This is a genomic window from Dechloromonas hortensis, assembly GCF_009469765.1.
Classification (GTDB): domain Bacteria; phylum Pseudomonadota; class Gammaproteobacteria; order Burkholderiales; family Rhodocyclaceae; genus Azonexus; species Azonexus hortensis.
In genome coordinates, this window is sequence record NZ_SSSQ01000003.1 from 242,007 (window position 1) to 264,658 (window position 22,652).

The following is a 22,652-nucleotide window of genomic DNA, read 5'->3' on the forward strand; positions in this document are numbered from 1 at the left end:
TATTAACGGCCAGACCGGGCCCAAGGTTGAGGCCTTTAATGTCTGCTTACACTTTGCTACAGCAGAAACACAGAAGTGGCCGGTCTTAGGTTGTCGTTTGCTGGTTTTTCGCCGAGGCGGCGGCCACGGCAAATGCCAGGCGTTGCTGCATGTGCTGCCAGTGGCTGCCTTCCCAAAAAACACGCTGGCAGACGTGACAGGTGCTGAAGCTGTGCTTGCCGGCGCGGATGTTGGGGGGCAGGGTGTCGATGATCTGCGTCTTGGCTACCGGTTGCAGCGGCGCATTGCACTCCAGGCATAGCGAAAGCGGCTGGACGCGGGCGGTGAGATCAAGGCGGACCAGGATTTCAACCAGTTGCGCCTGCGGTTTCAGCGCATGCACGTAACAGCCGTGGGTGATGCTGCGCCGTTTGAGCAGGGCGCGGTCGCGGCTCAGCACGATGCGGCCCTCGCCAGCGGCTAGGCGGGCAATTTCAGCATCGTCGAAATGGTTGTCGTAGAGCGTATCGAAGCCGGCCATGCGGAGCAGGCGGGCCAGGCCGCCAAGGTGGGCGTCGGCGACAAAGCGCGTCACCCGCAGGGGCTGCGGGCGTAGGCGGAGCAGGGGGCCGATGTCGAGACTTTCGAATTTGGGATAGACCGAAACGCGGTCGCCGGGCTGCAGGCGTGCCGCGAAGCCGACCGATACGCCGTTGATCAGGATCAGTTCGATCTCGGTATGCGGCACGCCGGCGGCTTCGATGACATGCTTGAGGCTGGCCCCGTCTGTACAGGGCAGATCGAAATCGCGATAACGGCGAGAGGGGGCGAGGAAATCGTTCAGTTCCTCGTAGAAACGGAAGCTGGGCATGATGATCCTTTCCCCGGCAGCACCGGCGAAGCAAACATATCCAGCATAGTACAAAGCGGCCCGGGCACCTTCGCTCGGCCCGGCGGTCTGACCAAGCGGGAAGTGACCCGCAAGGAGTTGCCATGATGATCAATACCGCCGAACTGGTCGAACTGATTCGCGAAGTCGAAGCCGAGGATCCGATCGATTATGGTGATCTGCCCTATGCCGAAGAGGATTTGCGGCTGCTGGTCTGCGACCAGGTGCGCGACATTGCCGGCCGGGCCGAGGAACTGGGCGAGGAGGAGTCCCGCACGGTATTGCTGGCGGTGGCCGCCAAGCTGGTCCTCGAAAACCTGGTGCTCCATGTCCGCCTGATGCAGGCCCAGGGCCTTGCCCTTGATGAGAGTTGTGCGGCGCTGTTCCGGCGGCTGCGTGGCCAGACGGGTTCCTAGCCCGGCTCGCCTTGCGCTGCGCGCCGGCCGCCGTCCCGCCGGTCTTCCTGAGGTAAAGTGCGTCTCCCTGCATCCTGTGCCGCGATGGCGATCGGCGTTCCCTGAGCATGAATGAACAAACCCTGGCGCGACTGGCGCTTTTCCTGCGCGATCTCGGGCAGGCCCTGCATGTCAGCGGCGCTCCGGCGCATGATCTGGAAACGGCGATGAAGGCGATCGGCCAGCGCCTCGGGGCGCGGGTCGAAGGCTTCGCGGTGCTGACCTTTCTCGCCCTGACCGTGGTCGCAGGCGGCAACTCGCGGCGCGTCGAACTGCTGCGCCTGCCGCCCTACGACTACAACATGGCCCGGCTGATCGAACTCGATGCACTGTGCCGCGAGATCTCGTCGGTCGACGATCTGGAATGCTACATCGAGCGCCTCGCCGCCATCATGCGGCAGCCGGCGCCGTGGTCGGGCTGGCGTTTCGTCGGCATGGGCTTCCTGCTCTCCGGTTCAGTCGCCTTGCTGCTGCGTGGCGGCTGGGTCGAGATGCTGTGCGGCGGCTTGCTCGGCATGTTCTTCGTTGCCGGCTACCTGCAGTTCGCCCGCATTCCCCGGCTCGGGCCGGCCGTGCCGGTAATTCTTTGCGCCCTGGCGGCGATGGGGGCGCAAGGGCTGGCCCATCTGTGGCCGCAGCAAGTGCCCTTCATTTCGGCCGTTGCCGGCATCGTGCTGCTGCTGCCTGGTTTCATGCTCACCGTCGCCATGTCCGAACTGGCGACGCAGAACTATCTGGCCGGCACCGGCCGGCTGACCGGCGCTTTCGTACTGCTTTTCCTGATGGGCGCCGGGCTGGCCATCGGCACCCAGATCAGCCTGGCCTGGCTACCGGCCGTGCCGCTGCCTGAGAGTGTCGCCGCCTTGCCGGCCTGGGCGATCTGGGCGGCGATTGCGGCGCTCGGCATTTCGCTGCTTGCCGTACTGCAGGCGCCGTGGTCGGCGGTGCATGTCTCGGTCGGCGCCTGCCTGCTCGCCTGGGCCGTCTATTCGCTGGTCAATGCCAAAATGGGCAACGTGGTTGGCGCTTTTGCCGGCGCGCTGGCCGTGGCCAGCGCCGGGCACCTATACCAGTACCTGAGCAAGCGGCCGGCCGCACTGGTCCAGATTCCCGGGCTGATCACGCTGGTCCCGGGCAGCATGGGCTTTCGCGGCGTCCATGCGCTGATCCAACAGGACAGCGCGGCCGGCATCAGCCTGATCACCGACATGGTGATCACCGGTGCCGTCCTCGCCGTCGGGCTGCTGCTGGCCGACAACATCCTGCCGCTGGTCTTCGAGCGGCGCGGCGCCAGCGACCGGGCGGTTTGATTTATGGCCCGGCGGCGAGGTCGACCGGCGGAATGATCGTTGCCGCCAGCCAGGACTCGAATTGCGCCAGCGGCATCGGTCGGGCGAACAGGTAGCCCTGCAGCAGATCGCAGCCGATGCCGGCCAGGAACTGCCGTTGTGCTTCGGTTTCCACCCCTTCGGCGACCACCGACAGACCAAGCTGCCGGGCCAGCGTGACCACCGCGCCGGCCACCGCGGCATCGGTTTCCGAGGTCGGCAGGTGCTGGACAAAGCTGAGGTCGAGCTTGAGCACGTGCAGGGGCAGGCTGCGCAGCATGGCGAGCGAGGAGTGGCCGGTGCCGAAATCATCCATCGCGACCTGGATGCCGCGCTCGCGCAGGCGCTGCAGTACCTGAACGGCGTCGGCCGGATGCTGCATGGCAGCCGATTCGGTGATTTCCAGTTCGATACATTCAGGCGGCGCGCCGGTGGCGATCAGGATGCGTTCCAGTCGTTCGGCCAGGTCGGCATCGTGGAACTGGCGCGGCGACAGGTTGACGGCGACGCGGGGTACGGCGATGCCGCGCCGCTGCCAATCGACGATCTGCTGCGCCGCTTCGCGCAAGGCCCACTCGCCGAGTTCGGCGATGATGCCGACTTCTTCGGCGAGCGGAATGAATTCGCCGGGCGAGACCAGGCCGCGTTCCGGGTGGTGCCAGCGCAGTAGCGCCTCGACCCCGGCCAGACCGCCTTCGACGGCGCGAATCTGCGGCTGGTAGAACAGTTCGAGCTGCTGCCGGGCGACGGCCCGCCGCAGGTCGGCTTCCAGCGCCAAGCGCTGGCTGGCCTGCCGGTTCATCGCCTCGTCGTAGAAGCAGAAAGTGTTGCGGCCGGCCGCCTTGGCGGCGTACATCGCGGCGTCGGCATTGCGCAACAAGGTGTCCACATCGCTGCCATCGGTCGGGCATAGCGCCAGGCCGAGGCTGGCGCCGACATCGATTTCCCGGCCGCCAGCGCGGATCGGGCGGCTCAGCGCGGCCAGCACCCGGTTGGCGATGGCCGCCGCCGGTTCGGCCTTGCCGGCGCCTTCGATCAGGATGACGAACTCGTCGCCGGCCAGCCTGGCCAACATGTCGCCGTCGCGGCAGACGGCGCCGACCCGGCGCGCCACTTCGAGCAGCACGCTGTCGCCGGCATCATGGCCGAGGCTGTCGTTGATCAGCTTGAAGCGGTCGAGGTCGATGAAGCACAGCGCGAAGCCCTGCCGCCGTTCGCCGCGGGCCAGGGCCTGGCGCAGGCGCTGCTCGAACAGGCTGCGGTTGGGCAGGCCGGTCAGCGAATCGTGGTGGGCGAGGAAGGCCAGTTGCTCTTCGGCCTCCTTGCGCGGCGTCACGTCGTTGAGGACGCCGACGAAATGCGAGATGGCCCCCGCGTCGCTCCGTACCGGCGCCAGGAAGAGTTCGATCCATTGCCGCGAGCCATCGCAGCGCGGCCGCGACAGCGTAGTGTAGCCATCGCGGCCTTCGGCGATGGCGGTGCGGATCAGCGCGAAGCCGTCGTCCTCGCCGGTGCACAGGCAGGGCTGGCCGAGGACCGTTTCGCGCGGGCTGTCGAGGATTTCGGAGAAGGCGGCATTGACGTAGGTCAGCCGGTAATCGGGTGGCGTCGCGGCGGCGATGAAGATGCCGTTCACGCTCGATTCGATGGCCCGGTCGCGCAGCGCGATGGCGCGCTTGTCGGCATGGATGTAGGTATCGAGCGTCAGCCCGAGGTCGAGCATGACGACCTTGAGCAGCGCGTCGAAGGCCGGCTTGAAAGTCTCGAAATCGCCGTCGGCGGCGGCCCAGGTCGCGCCCAGCATGTCGGAAAGGTACTTGCGGAAGGCGCCGACGTACCATTTCGGCGTCAGCCCGATCCGGGCGTGGGTCATGCCGACGCGCAGGCGGCCGCCGACGTAGCTTTCGTCGTAGCAGCCTTCGGTCAGGCTGGCAAAGTAGCGGCCATGCGCCGCCTTCAGGCGTGCGACCGTGGCATCGTCGGGAAGCAGGGCGGCCAGTTCGGGCAACTGGCGCAGGTAGGCATAGAAACCGTCGGCGAAACCGTCCTCCGCAGCGGCCAGCTTGCCGCGGATGGCGCGCAGTTGATCGGCGTCGGCCTCGGTGAATTCGAGGAAAGCCTTGCGCGCAGCGATCTCGGCGGCATCGATGCCCATTTCGGTGGCGATGCCGTCCAGCTCGCCGGGCGGCTTGCCGGTATGCGGGGCAGGGGCGTTCATCAGGCGCGGCGTCCGGGCATTTGCGCCAGGATGCGTTCCATGCCGCCCATCACGGTCAGGTTGGCTTCTTCCATCCGGGTCAGTGCGTCGAGGGCGCCGGTGAAATCGCCGCGCCGGTAATTGTCGACGGCACGCCGGGCGTAGTCATGCACCGCCTTGTGCGGCGCTTCCATTTCCCGGTAGCCGGCCAGGCGCGAAAACTCGGCCTTGCCTTCGCCTTCGTAATACCACTGGCCGAGGCGGCACTCGGTTTCGTCGGGCAGGGCTTCCGGGCGAAGGTCGGAGAGGCCGAGCAGCACCTTGTAGACTTCGAGCTTCAGCGTCAGCTCTTCGATATTAGCTAGTTCGGCATTGGCCAGCCGCGACGACGAAGCGATACTGCCCTGCATCCGTTGCGACAGTTCGAGCAAGCGCTGCATGCTGCGCATCGCGGCCTCGCTCTCGGCGCTCTGGTTGGCCGCATTGTCGGCGCCGAGATCCATGATCGCCTTGGCGTTGCCGGTTTCCTGCTGGATGCCGGTGACCAGGCTGCCGATTTCCGTCGTTGCCTTGGCGGTGCGCTCGGCAAGCTTCCTGACTTCGTCGGCGACGACCGCGAAACCGCGTCCCGCCTCGCCGGCCCGTGCAGCTTCAATGGCGGCGTTCAGCGCCAGCAGATTGGTCTGTTCGGCAATTTCCTTGATCAACTGGACAATGCCGCCGATTTCGCCGGCACGCTGCGACAGGCCTTCGACGCTCTTGCCGGCGGCGCTGATGCGCTCGAACATGGCATGCAGGTTGGTGGCGATCTTCTCGAAGGCGCCCCGGTTGCTGTCCGATTCGGCTGCCGCGGTCAGGGCGGCCTCCGAATCTTCATTCAGTTGTCCGGAAAGGCCCGAAAACGATTGGCGCATGCCAGCCAGGGATTCGCCAAAGCGGGGGATGTTGCCGAGCACGCCGTCGAGCAGGGTCTGCCGGTTCGCCAGTTGCTGTTCCTGTGCCGTCGCCTGGGCGAGTTGGGCCTGTGTACGGGCCAGTTCTTCCTGCTGAGCCTGCAGGTGGGCTTTCAATTGGGCGTTCTCTGCCTGGGCTGCCGCCAGTTCCCGTTTTGCTTTGCTTCCGAACATGCGGCTTCCTTTTTTGAATGCGGTTAATGTTGAGTAATTTACTATGGTATTAGGTGGTGGCGCATGACCAAGATCAAAATTGTCCGGCCGCCAAATTGAGGAGGCGCGTCGTTGCGCCAGGCGACTCTGGCGGTCAACGTCGAAAAAATGGCAAAAACCGGAAGCGCTGGCCGAATGCGCAAGGCGCGCGTTGCCTACTCGATAGCCGGTAGCAACAATACTGGGCTCAACGTATGTTTTTCTGGCCCGGCCAATCGTAGATTGATTGACATCTACGAAGGCTAAGCCCGTGGCATTCACAGGCTGACCCGCCGCTTGTATTGCTTCAATTTGCCGTTTTGTCTTTGTCTCGCGATTGGATGGGGGAACGAAATGAAATTCGTCCATTGCATGACCGTATTTCTGCCCGAGGGCAGGAAGGGCGAGGCATGACTGGCGCCTGACGCGTTTTCACGCCAGGCAGTATTGAGGTGACGCTGGAAGGGGCCGGGCGATGCGCCGATCCTTTCAGTGCTGTCTTTCAGCTTCGATCGTGGAGCAAGGAAGGACCGGGCAAGGGGAGGTGGCATGATGAGCGAGAACCGACCGGTGGCAATACTGCCCCCGCACGATGAGCTGGCCAGGCTGGCCAGTGAGGATCCCGAAGCACTTGAGGCGTTGCGCAGCGAGTTGATCGAGCGCTATATCGCCGGGGCGCCCGAAGGTGTCCAGCTTCGCCTGCGCCAATTGCAGTTCAGGATCGACGGCATCCGCAAGACCTCCAGTTCACCACTGGTGGCCAGCCAGCGCATCCACGCCCTGATGTGGGAATCCTTCGTCCAACTGAAGGAGGAACTGCATCGTATTGGCCTGCTGAACCGGGGCAAGGCCTCTCCGCCAGCAACCGGCCGGGCGTCGCCAAAGCGGAGCGCCGCGGTAATTTCGCTGACCATTCGGCGATCCGAAACCAGCATGAGCAGCCGCCGCTGACGTCACCTCTTCGAGAAAGGGTGTCGCAATGCCCGCCCGTTTGCTTGAGCCCCACCAGCTTTATACGGTCAGCACACTGGACGACCTGCCTTTCAGCAATACCTCGGAACTGCCCGATGTCGATCAGAGCTTTGCCCAGCCGCGAGCTGTCGACGCACTGCGCTTCGGCCTGGCCATGCCGAAGGCAGGCTTCAATCTCTTTGTCCTTGGCGAAAGCGGTAGCCGCCGGCATGCCCTGGTCAGCCACCTGATCGAAGAGGTTCGGCAAAAGACGGTGGCGCACGTCGATTACTGCTACGTCAATGATTTTCAGAATCCGCATGCGCCCCGCCTGCTGCAACTGCCGGCTGGCCGCGGGGCACGCTTGCGCGACGACATGCAGCAGATGACCAGCCGCCTTGGCCCGGCCATCGCGATGGCTTTTGAAAGCGAGGAATACCGGGCCCGGGTCAATGCGCTGGAAGAGGGCTTCAAGCAGCGTCAGGAGGGGGCCTTGAGCGAACTTGGCGACACAGCCTTGGCGCGTGGTGTGGCGTTGATGCATACCGCGGCCGGCTTTGCCTTCGCCCCGATCGATCCGGAGAGCAAGGAACCGATCAACAAGGAGGCCTTCGAGCAACTGCCCACGGCACGCCAGCGTGAACTGGTCGATATCATCAAGGAATTCCAGGCGCCGCTGGAAAAACTGCTCGCCCACTTTCCCCGCTGGCGGCACGAGTTGCAGGAGGCACTGCGGGAGATCGGGCGGGATGCCATTCGCCAGACCATCGGCCATCTGCTGGCGGAGATCAGAACCAGCTATGTCGATTTGCCCGCAGTGCTGGCGTTTCTCGATGCCGTCGGGGCCGATATCGTCGAGTTCGGCGATACGCTGCGCGAAGCCCGCCAGGAAGAGGCGGATCCCGAAACGCTCCATTTCACCGGCAGCATTTCGGTCCAGCGCTACCACGTCAATTTGCTGGTTGATAACTCGACCACGCAAGGCCAGCCGGTCATTTGCGAAAACCTGCCGACCGTGCCCAACCTGCTCGGCCGGGTCGAACATGTCTCGCACATGGGGACGCTGCTCGCCAATTTCACGCTGATCCGGGCCGGCGCCTTGCACCGGGCGAATGGCGGCTTTCTTGTTCTCGACGCCGTCAAGCTGCTTACCCAGCCTGGCGCCTGGGATGCCCTGAAGCGTGCGCTGCAAAGCGCGCGGATCAGTATCGAGTCGCTCGGTGAAATCTACGGCTTGACCAGCACCGTGCAACTCCAGCCGGAAGCCATCCCACTCAAGGTCAAGATCGTACTGATCGGCGAGCCGATCATCTATTACCTGCTGGCCGAATTCGACCCCGAGTTTGCCGGTCTGTTCAAGGTCGCCGCCGACTTTGACGACAGAATTCCCCGCAATACGGAGAACAGCGGCCAGTTTGCCCGCTATCTGGCCACCCTGGCCCGTCGCCACCAGCTCAAGGCGCTGGAAAGGGCGGCGGTGACGCGCCTGATCGAACACGCCGCCCGCCTGGCCGAGGATGCCGAGCGGCTCAGCGTACTGACCCGGGAGCTGATCGAACTGATGCTGGAGGCCGATTTCCTGGCCGGTAGCGCCGAGCTGATCAGCCGGGCGCATATCGAGCAGGCGATGGCTGCCCGAACCCGACGTGCCGACCGCCTGCGCGAGCGGATCTTCGAGGCAATCCAGCGCGACATCCTGCTCATTGCCACGGCAGGCGAACTGATCGGGCAGGTCAATGGGCTGGCAGCCATTGCCCTGGCCGATTTCGTTTTTGCCCACCCGGTGCGTCTTTCCGCCGCCGTGCGGATTGGCGAAGGCGAAATGATCGACATCGAGCGCGAGGTCGAACTGGGCGGCCCGATCCATTCCAAGGGCGTGATGATCCTGTCCGGCTTCTTTTCCGCCCGCTTCGGCCGGGGCATGCCCCTCGCGTTCAATGCCAGCCTCGTCTTCGAACAGACCTATGGCGAGGTGGAGGGCGACAGCGCCTCGCTGGCCGAACTGTGCGCCTTGCTCTCGGCGATCGGCGCCGTGCCGATCCGTCAATGCTGGGCGGTGACCGGCTCGGTGAATCAATATGGCGCCGTTCAGCCGATTGGTGCGGTCAACGAGAAAATCGAGGGCTTTTTCGATATCTGCGCCGCCCGCGGCTTGAGCGGCGAGCAGGGCGTCATCATCCCGGCCGCCAACGTTCGCGACCTGATGCTCAAGCCGGCCGTGCTCGAAGCCGTCGCCGCCGGTCGCTTCCGCGTAGCGGCGGTGGATCATGTCGACCAGGCCATCGAACTGCTCACCGGTCTGCCGGCTGGCGATGCCGACGCCAACGGCGCAGTTCCCGAGGGCAGCATCAATTACCTGGTGGCGACCCATCTTCTTGAACTGCACTCAATGCAGCAACTAGCGCACGAAGAGAGGAAGCCCAGTGCTAAACACGTCAGCCACCGGAAAAAGCCGGTACTCAAGCAGCCGCCAAAGAAAACCAGCCAATAATTATGCTAAATATGTGCGAAATCCAACAAAAATAGGCGAAAGCCGGTAACGGATTACCGTGCTCCGGGTATTCCAGAACATTGTTACAAAAAAGAAACTTGCCAACTCCTGCATTGCAGTCATCGACTCAGTTTGGTGGGGCCGCACTGCTTAAATCGTCATTCAATAAGGGAGTTCCCATGATCAAAAAAGCCGGCCCGTTTCTTCCCAGCGCCCAAAGCGCCATGGAGTATGCTCAGCAAATGATGGAATGCACCGCGCAACTGCTCCAGTCGCAACTGGACATTGCCGAGAAGGTCTACACCAGCACCACCTCAGGCTATCGCGAGATCATCAAGTCCGGCGAACCGGCGGCCATCATGAACAAGCTGCCAAAAATCGTTGAAAACACCATTCGCGTTACCTCGGAAGGGGCGACCGGTTACCTGACCAATGGCCTCAACTACCAGAACACCGTGATCGACCTGATGAAGAACAAAGTACCCGAGATGAACCGTCACTTCATCAAGGGCATGATGGAAAGCACCCAGATTTCCAGCGCCAGCTAAGGTCGCGATAGCGGTCGACGCTGACGGCGTATCCGCCGATCAGCGCCGGCCGCTCAGGATCGGCAGCGTTTCCGATCCGATTTGGCAAGCTCCGGCTTGCCGCTCCCACCGCCAATGCGGTCGAGCCAGGCTTATTTCCAGCAAAGAATCCGTGGTTCTTTTCTTGGTGACGGTTTGCCCGCCACATCGGGTACGCCAACAATGATCGGCGCCAGCACCTGCATGTCGTCCGGGATGCCAAGTTCCGCCTTGATTGGCGGCGTGTTCAGCGTCTTGCTCGCCGAGCCGATGACGCAACTGCCCAGGCTCATCGCACAGGCCGCCAGCATCAGGTTTTCCGCTGCCAGCCAGCAATCGGCAACCGCCATCGGGTTCGCGGCCTGGCCGCAGATCAGGATCAAAGTCCCGGCATTGTAGAAAATGTTGAAATTGGGGTGGGCAAACAAACTCAGCACCTCGGCATCGCAATCGGCGCGCTGCATCTCGGCCAGGGCGACTGGTTTTGCCCGGTCCGAGATGCTTTTTAACAACTGGCGGTCTTGAATGACGGCGAAAGCCCAAGGCTCCTGATGCATCGCCGTCGGTGCGCGCACCGCAGCGGCCAGCAACTGGCGGACAGTTTCCCGCGAGATGCCTTTTCTGCAAAACGCCCGCACCGAACGACGCTGGTTGATTGCCTCAAGCGTATTCAAGGGGGCAAGTAGATGGGCCATCGCCGGCAGTCGGCCACTCAGCCATACGACTGCTGACTTCGCGCCAGGGCCGGATAAAGCTCGGCCAAACGGCGTTGCAGGCGGGCCGTTTCGCTTGCCAGATGCTGGATTGTCGAATGTCGGCCCGAGATCGCTGCCTCGTCCGCATGTTGTGGCCCGGCGATTTTTTCACCGGTCGACTGAAGGTTTGATGAATGGGCACGGGCAACCGCTTGCCAGTCAGCATCATGCCCGACCTGTGGAACGTGCATATCTACATGCTTGTGTTGTCTCAGCACAAGATTCCTCGCTTTCTATCGAATGTCTCCGCGTCGCAGCCAGCCGACGGCAAAACCGTCAAACCGGATGCACCTCGATGCGATATGGAACTGTCTTTGCCTGCTTGTTGGTTGAATATGTGTCAGGCATCGACCTCTGAAATCTTGACGGACAGTCAGGGGTAAAAAAATACCGGTATTTGATTATTTTCGAGCTGGCAGGCGCTACCGGTTTTCTGCTGCAGTGATACCGGACAGGCACGCAGACGATCAGTTGCAAGCATCGCCATGAAACGCCGGGAGCCTTGTCCCACCGCGGAGCGTGCGCACCGGTGCATTGCTGCACATGGCATAATCGATCAACGATAAAGTCATAAAAAAAAAGGGGAGAGTCGTGGCTTCATTGATTCCGGCCATCGGTACCTGCGTTTCACGCATGACCGGCGGTGAACGGCGGCTGGCCCAGCGCCTAGAAAACAAGCTCGAAGACGACTGGCTGCTCTGGTACGACGTACCGCTCGGCCCGCGCAATGTGCATCCCGACTTCGTTGTCTTCAATCCGCGTCGTGGCCTGCTGGTCCTGGAGGTCAAGGATTGGCGCCTCGACACCATTCAGGAAATCGACCGGCAAAGCGTCAGCCTGCTGACCGGCAACGGCCTCAAAACGCCAGGTCAACCCGCTCGAACAATCCCGGCAATACGCGCATGAAGTGGTCGATCTCCTCAAGCGCGATCCGCAACTGACCATCAACAGCGGCAGGATGCAAGGCACCTTGCTGTTCCCCTGGGGTTACGGCGTCGTGCTGGCCAATATCACCCGCAAGCAGTTCGAGAGCACCAACCTCGGAGAAGTGCTCGAAGTCCATCGTGTCATCTGCCAGGATGAAATGACCGAAGCGGTCGATGCCGAAGCGCTCCAGGAGCGCCTCTGGGGCATGCTGCCTTTTGCACGCAGTGTCCCGCTCTCGTTGCCACAGATCGACCGCATCCGCTGGCACCTCTTCCCGGAAATCCGCATTGCAGCGCCAGCACAAGGCGGCTTGTTCGAAGAAAGCGAACCCGAGATTCCCGACATCGTCCGCGTCATGGATATTCAGCAGGAGCAACTCGCTCGCAGTCTTGGCGAAGGCCACCGTGTGATCCACGGTGTCGCCGGTAGCGGCAAGACGCTGATCCTCGGCTACCGGGCTGAACATCTGGCCAAGGTCTGCGCCCGGCCGATCCTCGTTCTTTGCTACAACCGCACCCTGGCCAAACGGCTGGCGCGCAGCATGGCGGCCAAGGGGCTGGCCGACAAGGTCTTGGTGCACAGCTTTCACCAGTGGTGCCGGGCACAACTCGTCGCCTACAACGCCGGCCTGCCGGAAAATGGCAAAGACAACGATTTTTACGCCTCGGAACTGGTCGACCGCATCATTCGCGCCGTAGACGCCAACATCATCCCGGCCGGCCAGTACGACGCCGTGCTGATCGACGAAGGCCACGACTTCCAGCCCGAATGGCTCAAACTCGTTGCCCAGATGGTCAACCCGAGCACCAACTCGCTGCTCGTGCTTTACGACGATGCCCAATCGATCTACGGCCGCGACAAGCGCGGCAAGCTCAGCTTCAAGAGCCTTGGCATTCAGGCGCAGGGCCGTACCACCATCCTCAAGGTCAATTACCGCAACACGCAGGAAGTGCTCGAACTGGCCAGCGGCATTGCCAGCGAACTACTCAAGCCCAGCGCCTCGGACGAAGACGGCGTACCGCTTGTCGCCCCGATCAGCGCCGGCCGCCACGGCCCCAAACCGCTGCTGATCAAGCTGCCGAGTATTCAAGACGAAGCTGACTACATCGCCAAGCATCTCAAGGAAGCCCATAAAACCGGCACCCCGTGGAGCGATATGGCGGTGATCTACCGCGACTACCCGCGCATCGGCAAACCGGTGCTGGCGACGCTACGCAAGGCTGGCATCCCGGTCACCTACCAGGACGACATCACCTTCGCCGAAAAAGAGGACACCGTGAAGTTCCTGACCATGCATAGCTGCAAGGGGTTGGAGTTCCCGCTGGTGGCGATACCGGGGGCGGGTAGGGTGGAAGCGGATGAGGGGCGGAAGGATGAGGAGGCGCGGTTGTTGTATGTGGCGATGACAAGGGCGACGCGGGAGTTGGTGGTGGTTGGGTGAGGATGAATTGAGCTGTCCCCTTTGCGGGTACTTGGTGCCCGCCTGTAAATTCCTAATCGGTTGCTAGATATGTACCTAACGCTTTCTTATCCTCAAATCATGCCCCATGTTGAATCTGTAGGGGTGGGACTTTGGCCTGTAAAAATCAAAGGCAAATGGAGCCTAATTGTTAAGACTTCCAAAGAAGCAATTCTGACCGCAAAGGTTAATAAAGGATTTGATATCTACGTCGCACCGGTTCAGTTTAACGGCTCCACTTCTGTGGCTCTCGTAACAGCTTTTTATGACAATGATGACGAGCCACTGACCATTAGGACTCCGTTGCTAGCGGATGATGATTTTACTCAAGGGATGTTAAGCCTTTTTGCCAATAATAATTTTGGCATTTTCTTTTTCGATGAACATAACCGAGAACTATTAAGTTATCAGGCCTGTGGTGACGTGCATTTTCTACTGGCGAAGCTTAAGGCAGCTACGCTGCTTAGAGGAGATGCCGTGCACGAGATATTGGACCGTGCAGAGGAGTGGTTTTCGTTACGTACTGCGCAGGATGATTGTGACGCGGTGAGAATTAACTTGGATGAATCGCTGCTTCGGGACGATTTTATCATCATGGATTTAGGGATTGAAAAGCATTCATTCCTTGGTTCTAAATCCTTTTCAACGACATCTCTTGAGAGAGAGGAGCCCGGCCAATATCAAGAGTTGGATATTGTATTTTTGTTCCAGCGGGTGTTCAAAAACGAGCAGATTTATTTGAACCCGATCAAGGAATCGGATGGAAAAGAATTTGTAGATATTCTGGTCTCGGGTGATGAAGCGGTTCTACTTATTCAGGCAAAGGATAGCCCGAACGTCGAACGGATATTGAGAAGCACGGTAAAGCGCAAAAGGTCAAAGTCGGTAGCTCAATTGAAGGAGGCCGCAACTCAACTTAAAGGAGCCGTGACCTTTGCTGAGCGGAACAAGGTTCTGCGATTCGTGGATGGAGATGTAGTGGTAGAGGTTAAAATTGGTGATCGGCAAGTGATAGGCATAATGATTGTCAAGGAGTTGTTCAATGACACGTTTAATGAATACGATCAAATTGCCTTTAATGTTGTCAGCGAGTCCAATATTCCAGCATTCTTTTTTGACTATCCAGAGTTGGCGAGAATGACGTTTTGTTGCAATAGCGAAGATAAGTTTCTGGGGGCGCTTTATCAAATATGGACGGTGGCAATGGAAAAGAATACTTTTCCAAGGCTGAACTATCCGGGAAGGCCAAGCTAATCAGCCAAATGGAGCAATAGGGGTCAGACCCCTATTGTTGTTTCTGTCGTTTGAGACTTCGCCGTTTTTTCCAGTTGACCGCGGAAGGTTCGGAAAACCGGTCTCGGTCGGCTAATCCGCCCCACCATCGTCTGCAAAGGGTTTCCGCATCGAAGAGGCCAGCTTCGTAGTATTGCGGCTTTCCTTTGTCGACACATTTTACAAATATGATTCTCAATATTGACAATAAGCAATGTTTGCCTAATATGAGAAACACTATGCCAGCCAAAGCCCCTGCAAACCCCTCTGTCGTTACCGAGCAGCTTGCCGCTCTCGGCACCCGTATTCGTGCCCAGCGCAAGGCCTTGCGGGTGAGTGCGACGGCGCTGGCGGAGGCGGCGGGGATGTCGCGGGTGAGCGTGCATCGCATTGAGCAGGGCGAGCCTTCCGTAACGATGGGGGCTTACCTGAATGTGCTGGCGGCGCTGGGGATGAGTTTTTCGGCGACTGCGCTGGGCGATGCGGCGTCGGGAAATACATCGGATGACAAGGCTGGCTGGTTGCCGGCGCGAGTCCGTCTGGCCGATTTCCCGCAGTTGAAGCAACTGGCGTGGCAGCTTCAGGGGGCGGATGAATTGACGCCGCGCGAGGCGCTGGGAATATATGAGCGGAACTGGCGGCATCTCGATGAGGCGGCGTTGCTGCCACGCGAACGAAATTTGATTGATGCCTTGCGCTTGGCTTTCGGCGGCTCTGATACGCCCGGAGCCAGCAATGTTTGAGCGCCCGCATCATCGCCGGATTGCTCGGGTGTTGTTGGCGCTGGATGGTGATTTGCTGCGTGAGGCGAATTGTCTGTTTGGCGGCGGCACGGCGATGGCGTTGCGGTTTGGCGAGTATCGCGAATCGGTCGACATGGATTTTTTGGTGTCGGACCTGAGCAGTTATCGCAGTTTGCGCCAGTTATTGACCTGCGAGGCGGGCTTTGGCGGATTGTTGCGGCCGGATGGCGAGCACTTTCGGCTGGCTCGGGAGGTGCGCGCCGATCAGTACGGAATACGCACGACGCTCTTGGCTGATGATCAGCCGATCAAGTTTGAGATCGTCCTTGAAGGCCGAATTGAAATAGAGGCGGCGACCGGGAAAGACCAGATTTGCGGTATTTCGACGCTGACACCGCTCGACATGGCAAGCAGCAAGTTGCTGGCAAATTCTGATCGGTGGAGCGATGACGCCGTGTTCAGCCGTGACGTGATCGATCTGGCGATGATGAGCCCCTCGTTGCCCTTGTTGCGCAAGGCAGTGCTCAAAACTCAGGGGGCCTACGGCGAGTCAATTACCCGCGATCTCGATCGCGCCATCGAGCGTCTGCAAAATCGTCCGGACTGGCTGGAGCGCTGCATGCAACTGATGGCGATGAATCTGCCCAAGGCCGCGCTGTGGAGCAAAATCCGGGCGCTGCGGCGCGTGCTGGATTGAGGCCGATCTTTCTCCGCCATCCCCCTTCTGCGAGAATCGCCGTTTTTCAGTTTGCAGCCCAACCATGATCCAAGGCCAATACCGTTCTGTCATTTTGCAGGTGCCTGTCGAAGTGACGCCGCTCAAGTTTCGCGGCTACCTGCGCAAGGAGATTGAAGCGGTGCAGGCGACGGCGCAGAGCGAAGAGGACATCATCATCGTTCGTCTGTTCGTGCTGGAAAAAGTGCTGTTCGGTCTGGGGGCGAAGAAGGTCGACAGCATTCTGGCCGGCGTTGTCGGGAAGTGTCCGAACATTCTGCGTATCGAACTGGAGGGCTTGGTTCGGCCGCTTACTCAGGATGAGATGCAGGAAGCCGCCGATGAGGCCCAGGCAACGCTGCAAGCGCTGCGTGATCAGGTCATCGCTTCGGGCGGCAATCTCGGGACCAAGAGCGGCGCGAATTAATCGGCAGCCCGCCTGAAAAGGCCTGATTCCTGCGGTCGACCGCAGGAATCAGGCAAAAATCATCTACCGGGCTGGCCCCCATGCGGCTTGATTGAAGGCTTCGGGCGATGCGCGCCAAGTTAGCGGGCAGCGCCCGAAGCACGTATCCTTGTCGCCCGCTTCTGCCACGATTCCGTTTCCCCATTCATGACCACCGCGCTTGATCCCCGTGCCGAACGTTTCTTTCTGCTGACGCTGGCCGGCATTCAGTTCAGCCATGTGCTGGATTTCATGATCATGATGCCGCTCGGGCCGATCCTGATGTCGGCCTTTGGCATCGGGACGCATGAGTTCGGCTTGCTGGTCGCCTCCTACAGTTTCAGCGCGGCGGTGTCGGGGATTCTGGCGGCGACCTTTGTCGACCTGTTCGAGCGCAAGCGCCTGTTGCTGATCAGTTTTGCCCTGTTTGCGCTGGCGACGCTGGCTTGCGGGCTGGCGCCGAGTTATTCGATGCTGATGCTGGCGCGCGGACTGGCCGGGGTGTTCGGCGGCATCATGGGGGCGCTGATTCACACCATGATCGGCGATGCCATTCCGTTTTCCCGGCGGGCGCGCGCCAGTGGCATCATTTCCAGTGCCTTTTCGGTGTCGACGATTGCCGGCGTGCCCTTGTCGCTGTGGCTGGCCAATCATTTCGGCTGGCGCTCGCCGTTCATTCTGATCGCCGCGCTGAGCGTGGTTTTTCTCGCCATCGGCCTGCGTTTCCTGCCCGAGTTGCGGCACCATCTGGGCGAAGAGAAGCGCGCCCATCTGCTGTCGGCCACCTTCAGCGTGCTGGGGGACAGCAACCACCGGCGCGCCTTGCTGTTTTCGGCGCTGATCATTTTTTCCGGCTTCACGGTGATTCCCTACATCACCGTCTATGCGGTGAATAACGTCGGCATCGCCCAACTCGACATTCCCATCGTCTATCTGGTCGGCGGTTTCGCAACCTTCATCAGCGCCCGGCTGATCGGGCATTGGGCCGACAAGCACGGCAAGGTCGAGGTTTATCGTTGGGTGGCGCTGCTCGCCGTGCTGCCCTTGCTGGCGGTGACCCACGCCGGAGCGTTGCAGTTGTGGGCCTGGCTGATCTGTACCACGGCCTTTTTCGTGCTGACCTCGGGGCGGATGATCCCGGCCATGGCGATCATCGCCTCGGCCGCCCAGCCCAAGCTGCGCGGCACCTTCATGTCGCTGAACGGCACGATGCAATCGCTGGCCATGGGCTTGGCGACAACGCTGGCCGGTTTTCTGACTTCGCTCGATGACAGCGGTCGGATCGTCGGCTATCCGCTGGTCGGCTATGTCGCCGTCGCGGCGAATATGCTGGCGATCTGGTTTGTCGCCCGCATCGTCATGCACGGGCGTAATCTTTAGGTTTGCCGCCTTCGGCTTCAGGAGCCTCGATGAACAACGCAAGTTACTGGATTCTGCGCTGCGAACACCGTCTACTGACCTTGGCCGGCGGTGCGCCCGAGCGCATTTTTCCGTCCGGCCCTGCGTCGGATTTCGGCCATCCCGAGCACGCGCTGCAGATCGGCGAATTGCACGGCTTTCCCTGCTACGCGGCCGATGTCGCGCAGTTGCCGGAAATCGAGGGGGCCGAGGCAACGCCGCTGCGCGCCATCTTCCAACTGGCCGGGGCCGAAACTTTCGCCCTGGCCGGGCGGGCGACGCAGTTGCTCGACTGGCAAAACAACCATCGTTTCTGCGGCAAGTGCGGCACGCCGACGGCGATGAAAGCAGGCGAGACGGCGATGCAATGTCCGGCCTGTGGATTGCTGGCCTATCCGCGGATTTCGCCGGCGGTGATGGTGCTGGTGCGCGATGGCGACAAGTTGTTGCTGGGGCGCAGCCCGCATTTCAAGCCGGGCGTCTTCAGTGCGCTGGCCGGCTTTGTCGAGCCCGGTGAAACGCTGGAGGAGTGCGCCGCCCGCGAGGTGCGGGAAGAGGTCGGCATCGAGATCACCAACCTGCGCTATTTCCACAGCCAGCCCTGGCCGTTTCCGAACTCCCTGATGGTCGCTTTTTTTGCCGACTATGCCGGCGGTACGATCACGCCGGACCCGAAGGAAATCGAAGCGGCCGACTGGTTCCCGCTCGATGCGCTGCCGCTGCTGCCCGACCCGGTCAGTATTTCGCGGCGGCTGATCGAAGCGGCCCGGCAGGGGTAATTCAGAGGCGGATTTCCGCTCGACCGCAATTGCTGCGGTCGACGTCGGAAAACAGCCAAAAACCAACGCTCACTTGCGTTTGCGTTGCGTCCAGTATTGGAACTCTTCTTCGTGGATCTCGATGTCCAGTTCCATCACCCGCGCCTGCATGCGGGTCTGGGCATCGGCCACCGCCTGGTTGTAAATGGCGGGGCCGATTTCCTTTAGGAAAAAGCCGAGCAGCGCCCCGGCTTCGAGGTTGCCGATTTCATCGTCCATGTTCTCGGCGAAATAGCGCTGGATCGAGGCCAGTGCCGTTTTGTGTGCTTCCTTGGAAATTTCGATGGCCATGAGTATGCGGGGCGGTGAGCGGGCGAGCAGTGTAGCTGCTGCCGGCGGGGCGCGCCCATGCTCGCCCTTGTTTCGGCGGGCTAACTCAGGCGGCCGTTCAGTTCGTCGATGACGCCGGCCCAGTCGGCATCTTCGATGATCTCTTCCTTGAGGAAAGCTCGTTGCGCCGCCGTCCAGAATGGTGCGCGGTACAGCGCGATATCGCTGTCCAGCGGGCGGTGGGCGGCGATGAAGGCTTCGATGGCGGCCTGATCGGCGGGCAAGCCGAGTTGGGCAAACAGGTTGCTCATAGTGTGCTGGTTGGCATTCATGACGAACTCCTTGCGCGGCTGACTTCCATTCGAGGGATGCTGGCGGGAACAGTTCCGTCCGCTGTCATTGGCCTGCGGCAGCAGCCGGTTCAGGCAGTTGACGCATCGGCGGGCGAGCAGAACCAGAGCTTGTTGCCTTCGCTGTCGAGAAAACTGCCTATCAGGAAGTGACCGTCGTACAGCGCGACCTCGTCGGCGATCAAGATGTCGCGCGCGCGCAGCGCTGCCTGGGTGGCCGGTGCATTCTCGACGCTGATCGTGATGCGCGGGTTCGGCTCGTCAGTCGGCATGGCCCAGTCCGGCTTGAGCATCAGGATGATCTGGTCGAGTCGCCAGCCGATTTGTTGCGTCCCCTCAAAGGCTGGTTCGAGACCCAGTTGTTCCTGGTAGAAGCGATCGGCCCGTAGCGGGTCGATGACCGCAAGTGCAATGACCTTGACGCACTGGAGGCCGAGGGGGGGTAATGTTTGGCTCATGACGTTTCTCCTCATCAATGATATTGGCGATGACCGGCAAAGGCCGGCCGCGCCCGATCAGGGCGTGACGATGACCATCCAGGCGACGCCGAAGCGGTCGACGAGCATGCCGAAGCTGGAGGCGAAGAAGGTCTTGCCGAGCGGCATCGTGATCTGCCCGCCGTCCGCCAGCGCGGTAAAGCAACGTTCGGCCTCGGCGGCGTCGGCAACTCCGAGCGACAGCTGAAACCCCTGGAAGCCGACGCCCTTGCCGGTGCAGTTGTCGGAGACCATGACGACGCTGTCGCCGATGCGGAAGCTGGCGTGCATCACCTTGTCGTCCATCCCCGGCGGGACCATGCCGGGCGGTGGCGGCTCGGGGCTTTCCCGGTAACGCATCAGCATTTCGATTTTGGCGCCGAGCGCCTGGCTGTAGAAGGTGAGCGCTTCTTCGCAATTACCGTCGAAGTGCAGATAGGGCTGGATGTGCATGATGTCTCCTTTGTCGAATTTGGTGCGCTGCTTCAGCGCGGATCGGCGCTCTGCCTAGCCATCGAAAGCTTGTTGCAGCTTGGCAATGTCGAGCTTTTTCATTTGCAGCAAGGCGTTCATGACTCGCTCGGACTTTCCCGAATCGGCATCGCACATCATGGCCGGCAGGCCAGTGGGGATGATTTGCCACGAGACGCCGTAACGGTCCTGGAGCCAGCCGCATTGCTGCGCCTGTTCTTCGCCGTCGGCCGACAGGGCGTCCCAGTAACGGTCCAGTTCCGGCTGGTTGTCGCAAGCGACCTGAAAGGAAATGGCCGGGTTAAACCTGAATTCCGGGCCGCCGTTCAAGGCGGTAAACGCCTGCCCGTCGAGCTCGAAGGTGACAGTCAGGATGCTGCCGGCCCGCTTGCGGTGAATTTCGTAGCCCGCTTCGCCATAACGGCTGATCTGCAGGATTTGTGAATTTGGAAAAATGGCGCAATAGAATTGCGCGGCATCTTCGGCTTGGGTGTCGAACCACAGGCAGGGGGTGATTTTTTGCAGGTGCATGGCGTTCTCCTGCGTTGAATGCTCAGGGCATCTCAGAAGATGGCGACAAGTTCGGCAAGTTGATTGGTGACCTTGGCCCACTCTTTTCGCGGAAGCCCGGTTTGCGTGCTTTGCGCACTAGGTATCGGCGGAAGGCTTGTTTGACATCAAGCCGGCCCCTGGAGTTTCCGACTCCTCACGCCTGCCTGCCGGCGGGCGATTGCTGCGGTCGACCCGGTCAAAATGGCAAAAACCGGGTCGTTTCGGATCAGAGCAGTTCGAGCACGCGTTCCGGCGGGCGCCCGATGACGGCGCGCTCGCCATGAATGAAGATCGGCCGTTCGATCAGGCGCGGGTGCGCGGCCAGCGCGGCGATCAGCGCTTCCTGGGTCAGCGCCGGGTTGTCCAGGCCGAGTTCCTTGTATTCCGCTTCGCCTTGGCGCATCAGGGCGCGGGCGTCGCTCAGGCCGAGCTGGCGGAGCAGGGTGCCCAGTTCGGCAATCGTCGGCGGCTGCTCAAGGTAGGCGACGAGTTGCGGCTCGACCCCGCGGGCCTGAAGCAGGGCGAGGGCGGCGCGGGATTTCGAACAGCGCGGATTGTGGAAATAGGTGGTGGGCATCGGCAGGGCTTCCGGCAAAAACGTGATCGCCGATTGTAACCAATCGTCCGTCGCCTCAGGCCGGTCGCCGAGTGACCAGAACGACGCCGCCACCGGCGATGGCGATGCCCAGCCATTGCGTCGGCGCGATGCCTTGCCCGAACAGCAGGTAGGCGGTAAGGGCGGCCGAGACCGGCACCAGATAGAAGAGGCCGGCCACCCGGCTGACTTCACCATGGCGGATCAAAATCACCAGAATACTGACGGCGCCGACCGAAACGACGACCGCCATCCAGAGCAGGGCGACGACGAATTCGCCGGCCCAATGCACCGTGCCGCTTTCGCCGAGAAAGGCGCCGCCGGCGCAGGCCAGGGCACAGGCCGCACACTGGATGGTGCCGCCGGATAGCGGGTGCATGTCGGCGCAGCGCGCTTTCTGATAAAGATTGCCGGCCGACATGCCGAGCAGCCCGATGAAACTGTAGAACAGGGGCCAGCCGAGCCCCGGCTGGCTGCTCAGGCCGTGCTGCAGGACCATGAAGACACCGGTCAGGCCGAGCAGCAGGCCGGCCCATTGCCGGGGCGAGACCCGTTCGCCGAGCAGCAGCGGAGCGGCAATGGCGATCAGGATCGGGTGCAGCGCGATGATCAGCGCCGAGACCGCCGGTGTTACGCCGCCGGCAATGCTGTAGAAAACGCCGGCCGAAAAGAGGCCGACCGTCAGTAAGCCGGCGCCGGCAATGTGCATGGCTTGCGGCCGGCCCGGCCAGGGCGTCCGAAAGGCCAGCGCCAGCCCGCCGAGAAGGAGGGCGGCCAGTGCGAAGCGCAGGCTGAGGAAGGTCAGCGGTTCGGCATGCGGCAGGCCGAGCCGGGCGCCGACAAAGCCGGCCCCCGACAAGGTGACGAAGCCGACGGCGAGCAGCCGGTGGTCGCGCGGCATCGGCATTCGGCCGGCGCTCATAAGACGCTTGCCGCTGGCCGGCGGGCGGCCTGGGTCAGCCCGGCGAAGCCCCAGTCGCTGGCGGCAATTTCGTGGATGACGATGTAGCTGGCCTCGGGCACGGCGCCCAGCGTGTCGCCGAGCAGGCGATGCAGGGCGGCGATCATTGCCACCTTTTCCGCCGCCGTGTTGGTCCCGGCGGTGATGTAGATGTCGCTGTGCGTCGGCGTCAGGGTGGCGGCGACCGCTTCGCCGGCGATGCACCAGGCCTCGGCCGGGGCGCTGACGACATGGACGGCGGTGACTTCGGCCCGCTTGTGCAGCAGATCGGCGATCAGGGCGGTGGCCTGGCGGGCGATGGCCTGTTTTTGCGCCGGGCTGGCGGCGCGGCCGAGGGTGATGCGGATGAAAGGCATGCTGTGCTCCTTGGGTTGGCTTGCTTCAAGGGCACTCTAGCGGCTAGGATTAAATTAAAAAAATTGATTAATATAAGTTCAATATATG

The 22,652-nt window shown here is 61.6% G+C and carries 26 protein-coding genes; 13 read left to right on the forward strand and 13 right to left on the reverse strand.

What is annotated here, in order from left to right:
• Positions 1-85 precede the first annotated feature (85 nt).
• Positions 86-850 (reverse strand): Mut7-C RNAse domain-containing protein, encoded by a 765-nt coding sequence (locus tag GH663_RS07560; protein ID WP_343029824.1) that lies wholly within the window; start codon positions 848-850, stop codon positions 86-88.
• A gap of 122 nt (positions 851-972) precedes the next feature.
• Between GH663_RS07560 and GH663_RS07565 the strand changes: the two genes are divergently transcribed.
• Together GH663_RS07565 and GH663_RS07570 are read left to right on the forward strand one after the other, a co-directional pair.
• Positions 973-1,284, forward strand: coding sequence for a hypothetical protein (locus GH663_RS07565; RefSeq protein ID WP_153131031.1), 312 nt, complete (start codon positions 973-975; stop codon positions 1,282-1,284).
• 107 nt (positions 1,285-1,391) lie between these two features.
• Positions 1,392-2,633, forward strand: a complete 1,242-nt coding sequence (locus GH663_RS07570; protein ID WP_153131032.1) for a threonine/serine exporter family protein — start codon at positions 1,392-1,394, stop codon at positions 2,631-2,633.
• A gap of 1 nt (position 2,634) precedes the next feature.
• Here the strand turns inward: GH663_RS07570 and GH663_RS07575 are convergent, their stop codons facing one another.
• Positions 2,635-4,869: a putative bifunctional diguanylate cyclase/phosphodiesterase gene (locus GH663_RS07575; RefSeq protein WP_246181522.1), complete on the reverse strand. Its 2,235-nt coding sequence runs from the start codon at positions 4,867-4,869 to the stop codon at positions 2,635-2,637.
• On the reverse strand, positions 4,869-5,975 hold the full coding sequence (locus tag GH663_RS07580) for a methyl-accepting chemotaxis protein (protein WP_153131033.1): 1,107 nt from the start codon (positions 5,973-5,975) through the stop codon (positions 4,869-4,871). The genes GH663_RS07575 and GH663_RS07580 overlap by 1 nt, the downstream gene beginning before the upstream one ends.
• Before the next feature lie 567 nt (positions 5,976-6,542).
• On the opposite strand from GH663_RS07580, the gene GH663_RS07585 reads away from it, so the two are divergent.
• The 3 genes from GH663_RS07585 (at position 6,543) to GH663_RS07595 (ending at position 9,983) form a co-directional block, all read left to right on the forward strand.
• Positions 6,543-6,944 (forward strand): DUF3135 domain-containing protein, encoded by a 402-nt coding sequence (locus GH663_RS07585; RefSeq protein ID WP_153131034.1) that lies wholly within the window; start codon positions 6,543-6,545, stop codon positions 6,942-6,944.
• 28 nt (positions 6,945-6,972) lie between these two features.
• Positions 6,973-9,435 (forward strand): Lon protease family protein, encoded by a 2,463-nt coding sequence (locus tag GH663_RS07590; protein WP_153131035.1) that lies wholly within the window; start codon positions 6,973-6,975, stop codon positions 9,433-9,435.
• A gap of 179 nt (positions 9,436-9,614) precedes the next feature.
• Positions 9,615-9,983, forward strand: a complete 369-nt coding sequence (locus GH663_RS07595; protein WP_153131036.1) for a hypothetical protein — start codon at positions 9,615-9,617, stop codon at positions 9,981-9,983.
• A 131-nt stretch (positions 9,984-10,114) separates the two neighbouring features.
• Here GH663_RS07595 and GH663_RS07600 read toward each other — a convergent pair whose 3' ends face one another.
• Together GH663_RS07600 and GH663_RS07605 are read right to left on the reverse strand one after the other, a co-directional pair.
• Complete coding sequence (locus GH663_RS07600; RefSeq protein ID WP_153131037.1) at positions 10,115-10,696, reverse strand: nitroreductase family protein; 582 nt, start codon at positions 10,694-10,696, stop codon at positions 10,115-10,117.
• A 17-nt stretch (positions 10,697-10,713) separates the two neighbouring features.
• Complete coding sequence (locus GH663_RS07605) at positions 10,714-10,947, reverse strand: hypothetical protein (RefSeq protein WP_153131038.1); 234 nt, start codon at positions 10,945-10,947, stop codon at positions 10,714-10,716.
• A 400-nt stretch (positions 10,948-11,347) separates the two neighbouring features.
• Here GH663_RS07605 and GH663_RS21065 point away from each other — a divergent pair, with 400 nt between their 5' ends.
• The 8 genes from GH663_RS21065 to nudC all read left to right on the forward strand — a co-directional run bounded on the left by GH663_RS21065 (position 11,348) and on the right by nudC (position 18,494).
• On the forward strand, positions 11,348-11,662 hold the full coding sequence (locus GH663_RS21065; protein ID WP_211371086.1) for a nuclease-related domain-containing protein: 315 nt from the start codon (positions 11,348-11,350) through the stop codon (positions 11,660-11,662).
• Position 11,663: 1 nt separating this feature from the next.
• Positions 11,664-13,124 carry a DEAD/DEAH box helicase gene (locus tag GH663_RS07610; protein ID WP_211371087.1) on the forward strand — a complete coding sequence of 487 codons (1,461 nt, stop codon included), beginning with the start codon at positions 11,664-11,666 and terminating at the stop codon, positions 13,122-13,124.
• A gap of 99 nt (positions 13,125-13,223) precedes the next feature.
• A complete protein-coding gene (locus GH663_RS07615; protein WP_153131039.1) occupies positions 13,224-14,396 on the forward strand; it encodes a hypothetical protein in 1,173 nt (390 codons plus the stop codon).
• Positions 14,397-14,653: 257 nt separating this feature from the next.
• Positions 14,654-15,157, forward strand: a complete 504-nt coding sequence (locus GH663_RS07620) for a helix-turn-helix domain-containing protein (protein WP_153131040.1) — start codon at positions 14,654-14,656, stop codon at positions 15,155-15,157.
• Entirely contained in the window at positions 15,150-15,854 is a 705-nt protein-coding gene (locus GH663_RS07625) for a nucleotidyl transferase AbiEii/AbiGii toxin family protein (protein WP_153131041.1), read from the forward strand. The genes GH663_RS07620 and GH663_RS07625 overlap by 8 nt, the downstream gene beginning before the upstream one ends.
• A 64-nt stretch (positions 15,855-15,918) precedes the next feature.
• Positions 15,919-16,299: a hypothetical protein gene (locus GH663_RS07630; protein ID WP_153131042.1), complete on the forward strand. Its 381-nt coding sequence runs from the start codon at positions 15,919-15,921 to the stop codon at positions 16,297-16,299.
• Between the two features lie 186 nt (positions 16,300-16,485).
• Positions 16,486-17,697 (forward strand): MFS transporter, encoded by a 1,212-nt coding sequence (locus tag GH663_RS07635; protein WP_153131043.1) that lies wholly within the window; start codon positions 16,486-16,488, stop codon positions 17,695-17,697.
• 29 nt (positions 17,698-17,726) lie between these two features.
• Positions 17,727-18,494: an NAD(+) diphosphatase gene (gene nudC / locus GH663_RS07640; RefSeq protein ID WP_153131044.1), complete on the forward strand. Its 768-nt coding sequence runs from the start codon at positions 17,727-17,729 to the stop codon at positions 18,492-18,494.
• Positions 18,495-18,563: 69 nt separating this feature from the next.
• On the opposite strand, the gene GH663_RS07645 is transcribed toward nudC, so the two are convergent.
• From GH663_RS07645 to GH663_RS07680, 8 genes are all read right to left on the reverse strand, one after another.
• On the reverse strand, positions 18,564-18,824 hold the full coding sequence (locus tag GH663_RS07645) for a DUF2164 domain-containing protein (protein ID WP_153131045.1): 261 nt from the start codon (positions 18,822-18,824) through the stop codon (positions 18,564-18,566).
• Between the two features lie 80 nt (positions 18,825-18,904).
• Positions 18,905-19,135 carry a DUF2789 domain-containing protein gene (locus tag GH663_RS07650; protein ID WP_153131046.1) on the reverse strand — a complete coding sequence of 77 codons (231 nt, stop codon included), beginning with the start codon at positions 19,133-19,135 and terminating at the stop codon, positions 18,905-18,907.
• Positions 19,136-19,224: 89 nt separating this feature from the next.
• Positions 19,225-19,611, reverse strand: a complete 387-nt coding sequence (locus GH663_RS07655) for a VOC family protein (RefSeq protein WP_246181523.1) — start codon at positions 19,609-19,611, stop codon at positions 19,225-19,227.
• A 57-nt stretch (positions 19,612-19,668) separates the two neighbouring features.
• Positions 19,669-20,082 carry a VOC family protein gene (locus tag GH663_RS07660; RefSeq protein WP_153131048.1) on the reverse strand — a complete coding sequence of 138 codons (414 nt, stop codon included), beginning with the start codon at positions 20,080-20,082 and terminating at the stop codon, positions 19,669-19,671.
• A gap of 54 nt (positions 20,083-20,136) precedes the next feature.
• The gene (locus GH663_RS07665; protein ID WP_153131049.1) at positions 20,137-20,631 is read right to left on the reverse strand and encodes a VOC family protein; all 495 of its coding nucleotides are present in this window, start codon (positions 20,629-20,631) and stop codon (positions 20,137-20,139) included.
• Positions 20,632-20,878: 247 nt separating this feature from the next.
• A complete protein-coding gene (gene arsC / locus GH663_RS07670; RefSeq protein ID WP_153131050.1) occupies positions 20,879-21,229 on the reverse strand; it encodes an arsenate reductase (glutaredoxin) in 351 nt (116 codons plus the stop codon).
• Positions 21,230-21,284: 55 nt separating this feature from the next.
• Complete coding sequence (locus tag GH663_RS07675; protein WP_153131051.1) at positions 21,285-22,169, reverse strand: DMT family transporter; 885 nt, start codon at positions 22,167-22,169, stop codon at positions 21,285-21,287.
• The gene (locus GH663_RS07680; protein WP_153131052.1) at positions 22,166-22,564 is read right to left on the reverse strand and encodes a tautomerase family protein; all 399 of its coding nucleotides are present in this window, start codon (positions 22,562-22,564) and stop codon (positions 22,166-22,168) included. The genes GH663_RS07675 and GH663_RS07680 overlap by 4 nt, the downstream gene beginning before the upstream one ends.
• Positions 22,565-22,652: the final 88 nt, after the last annotated feature.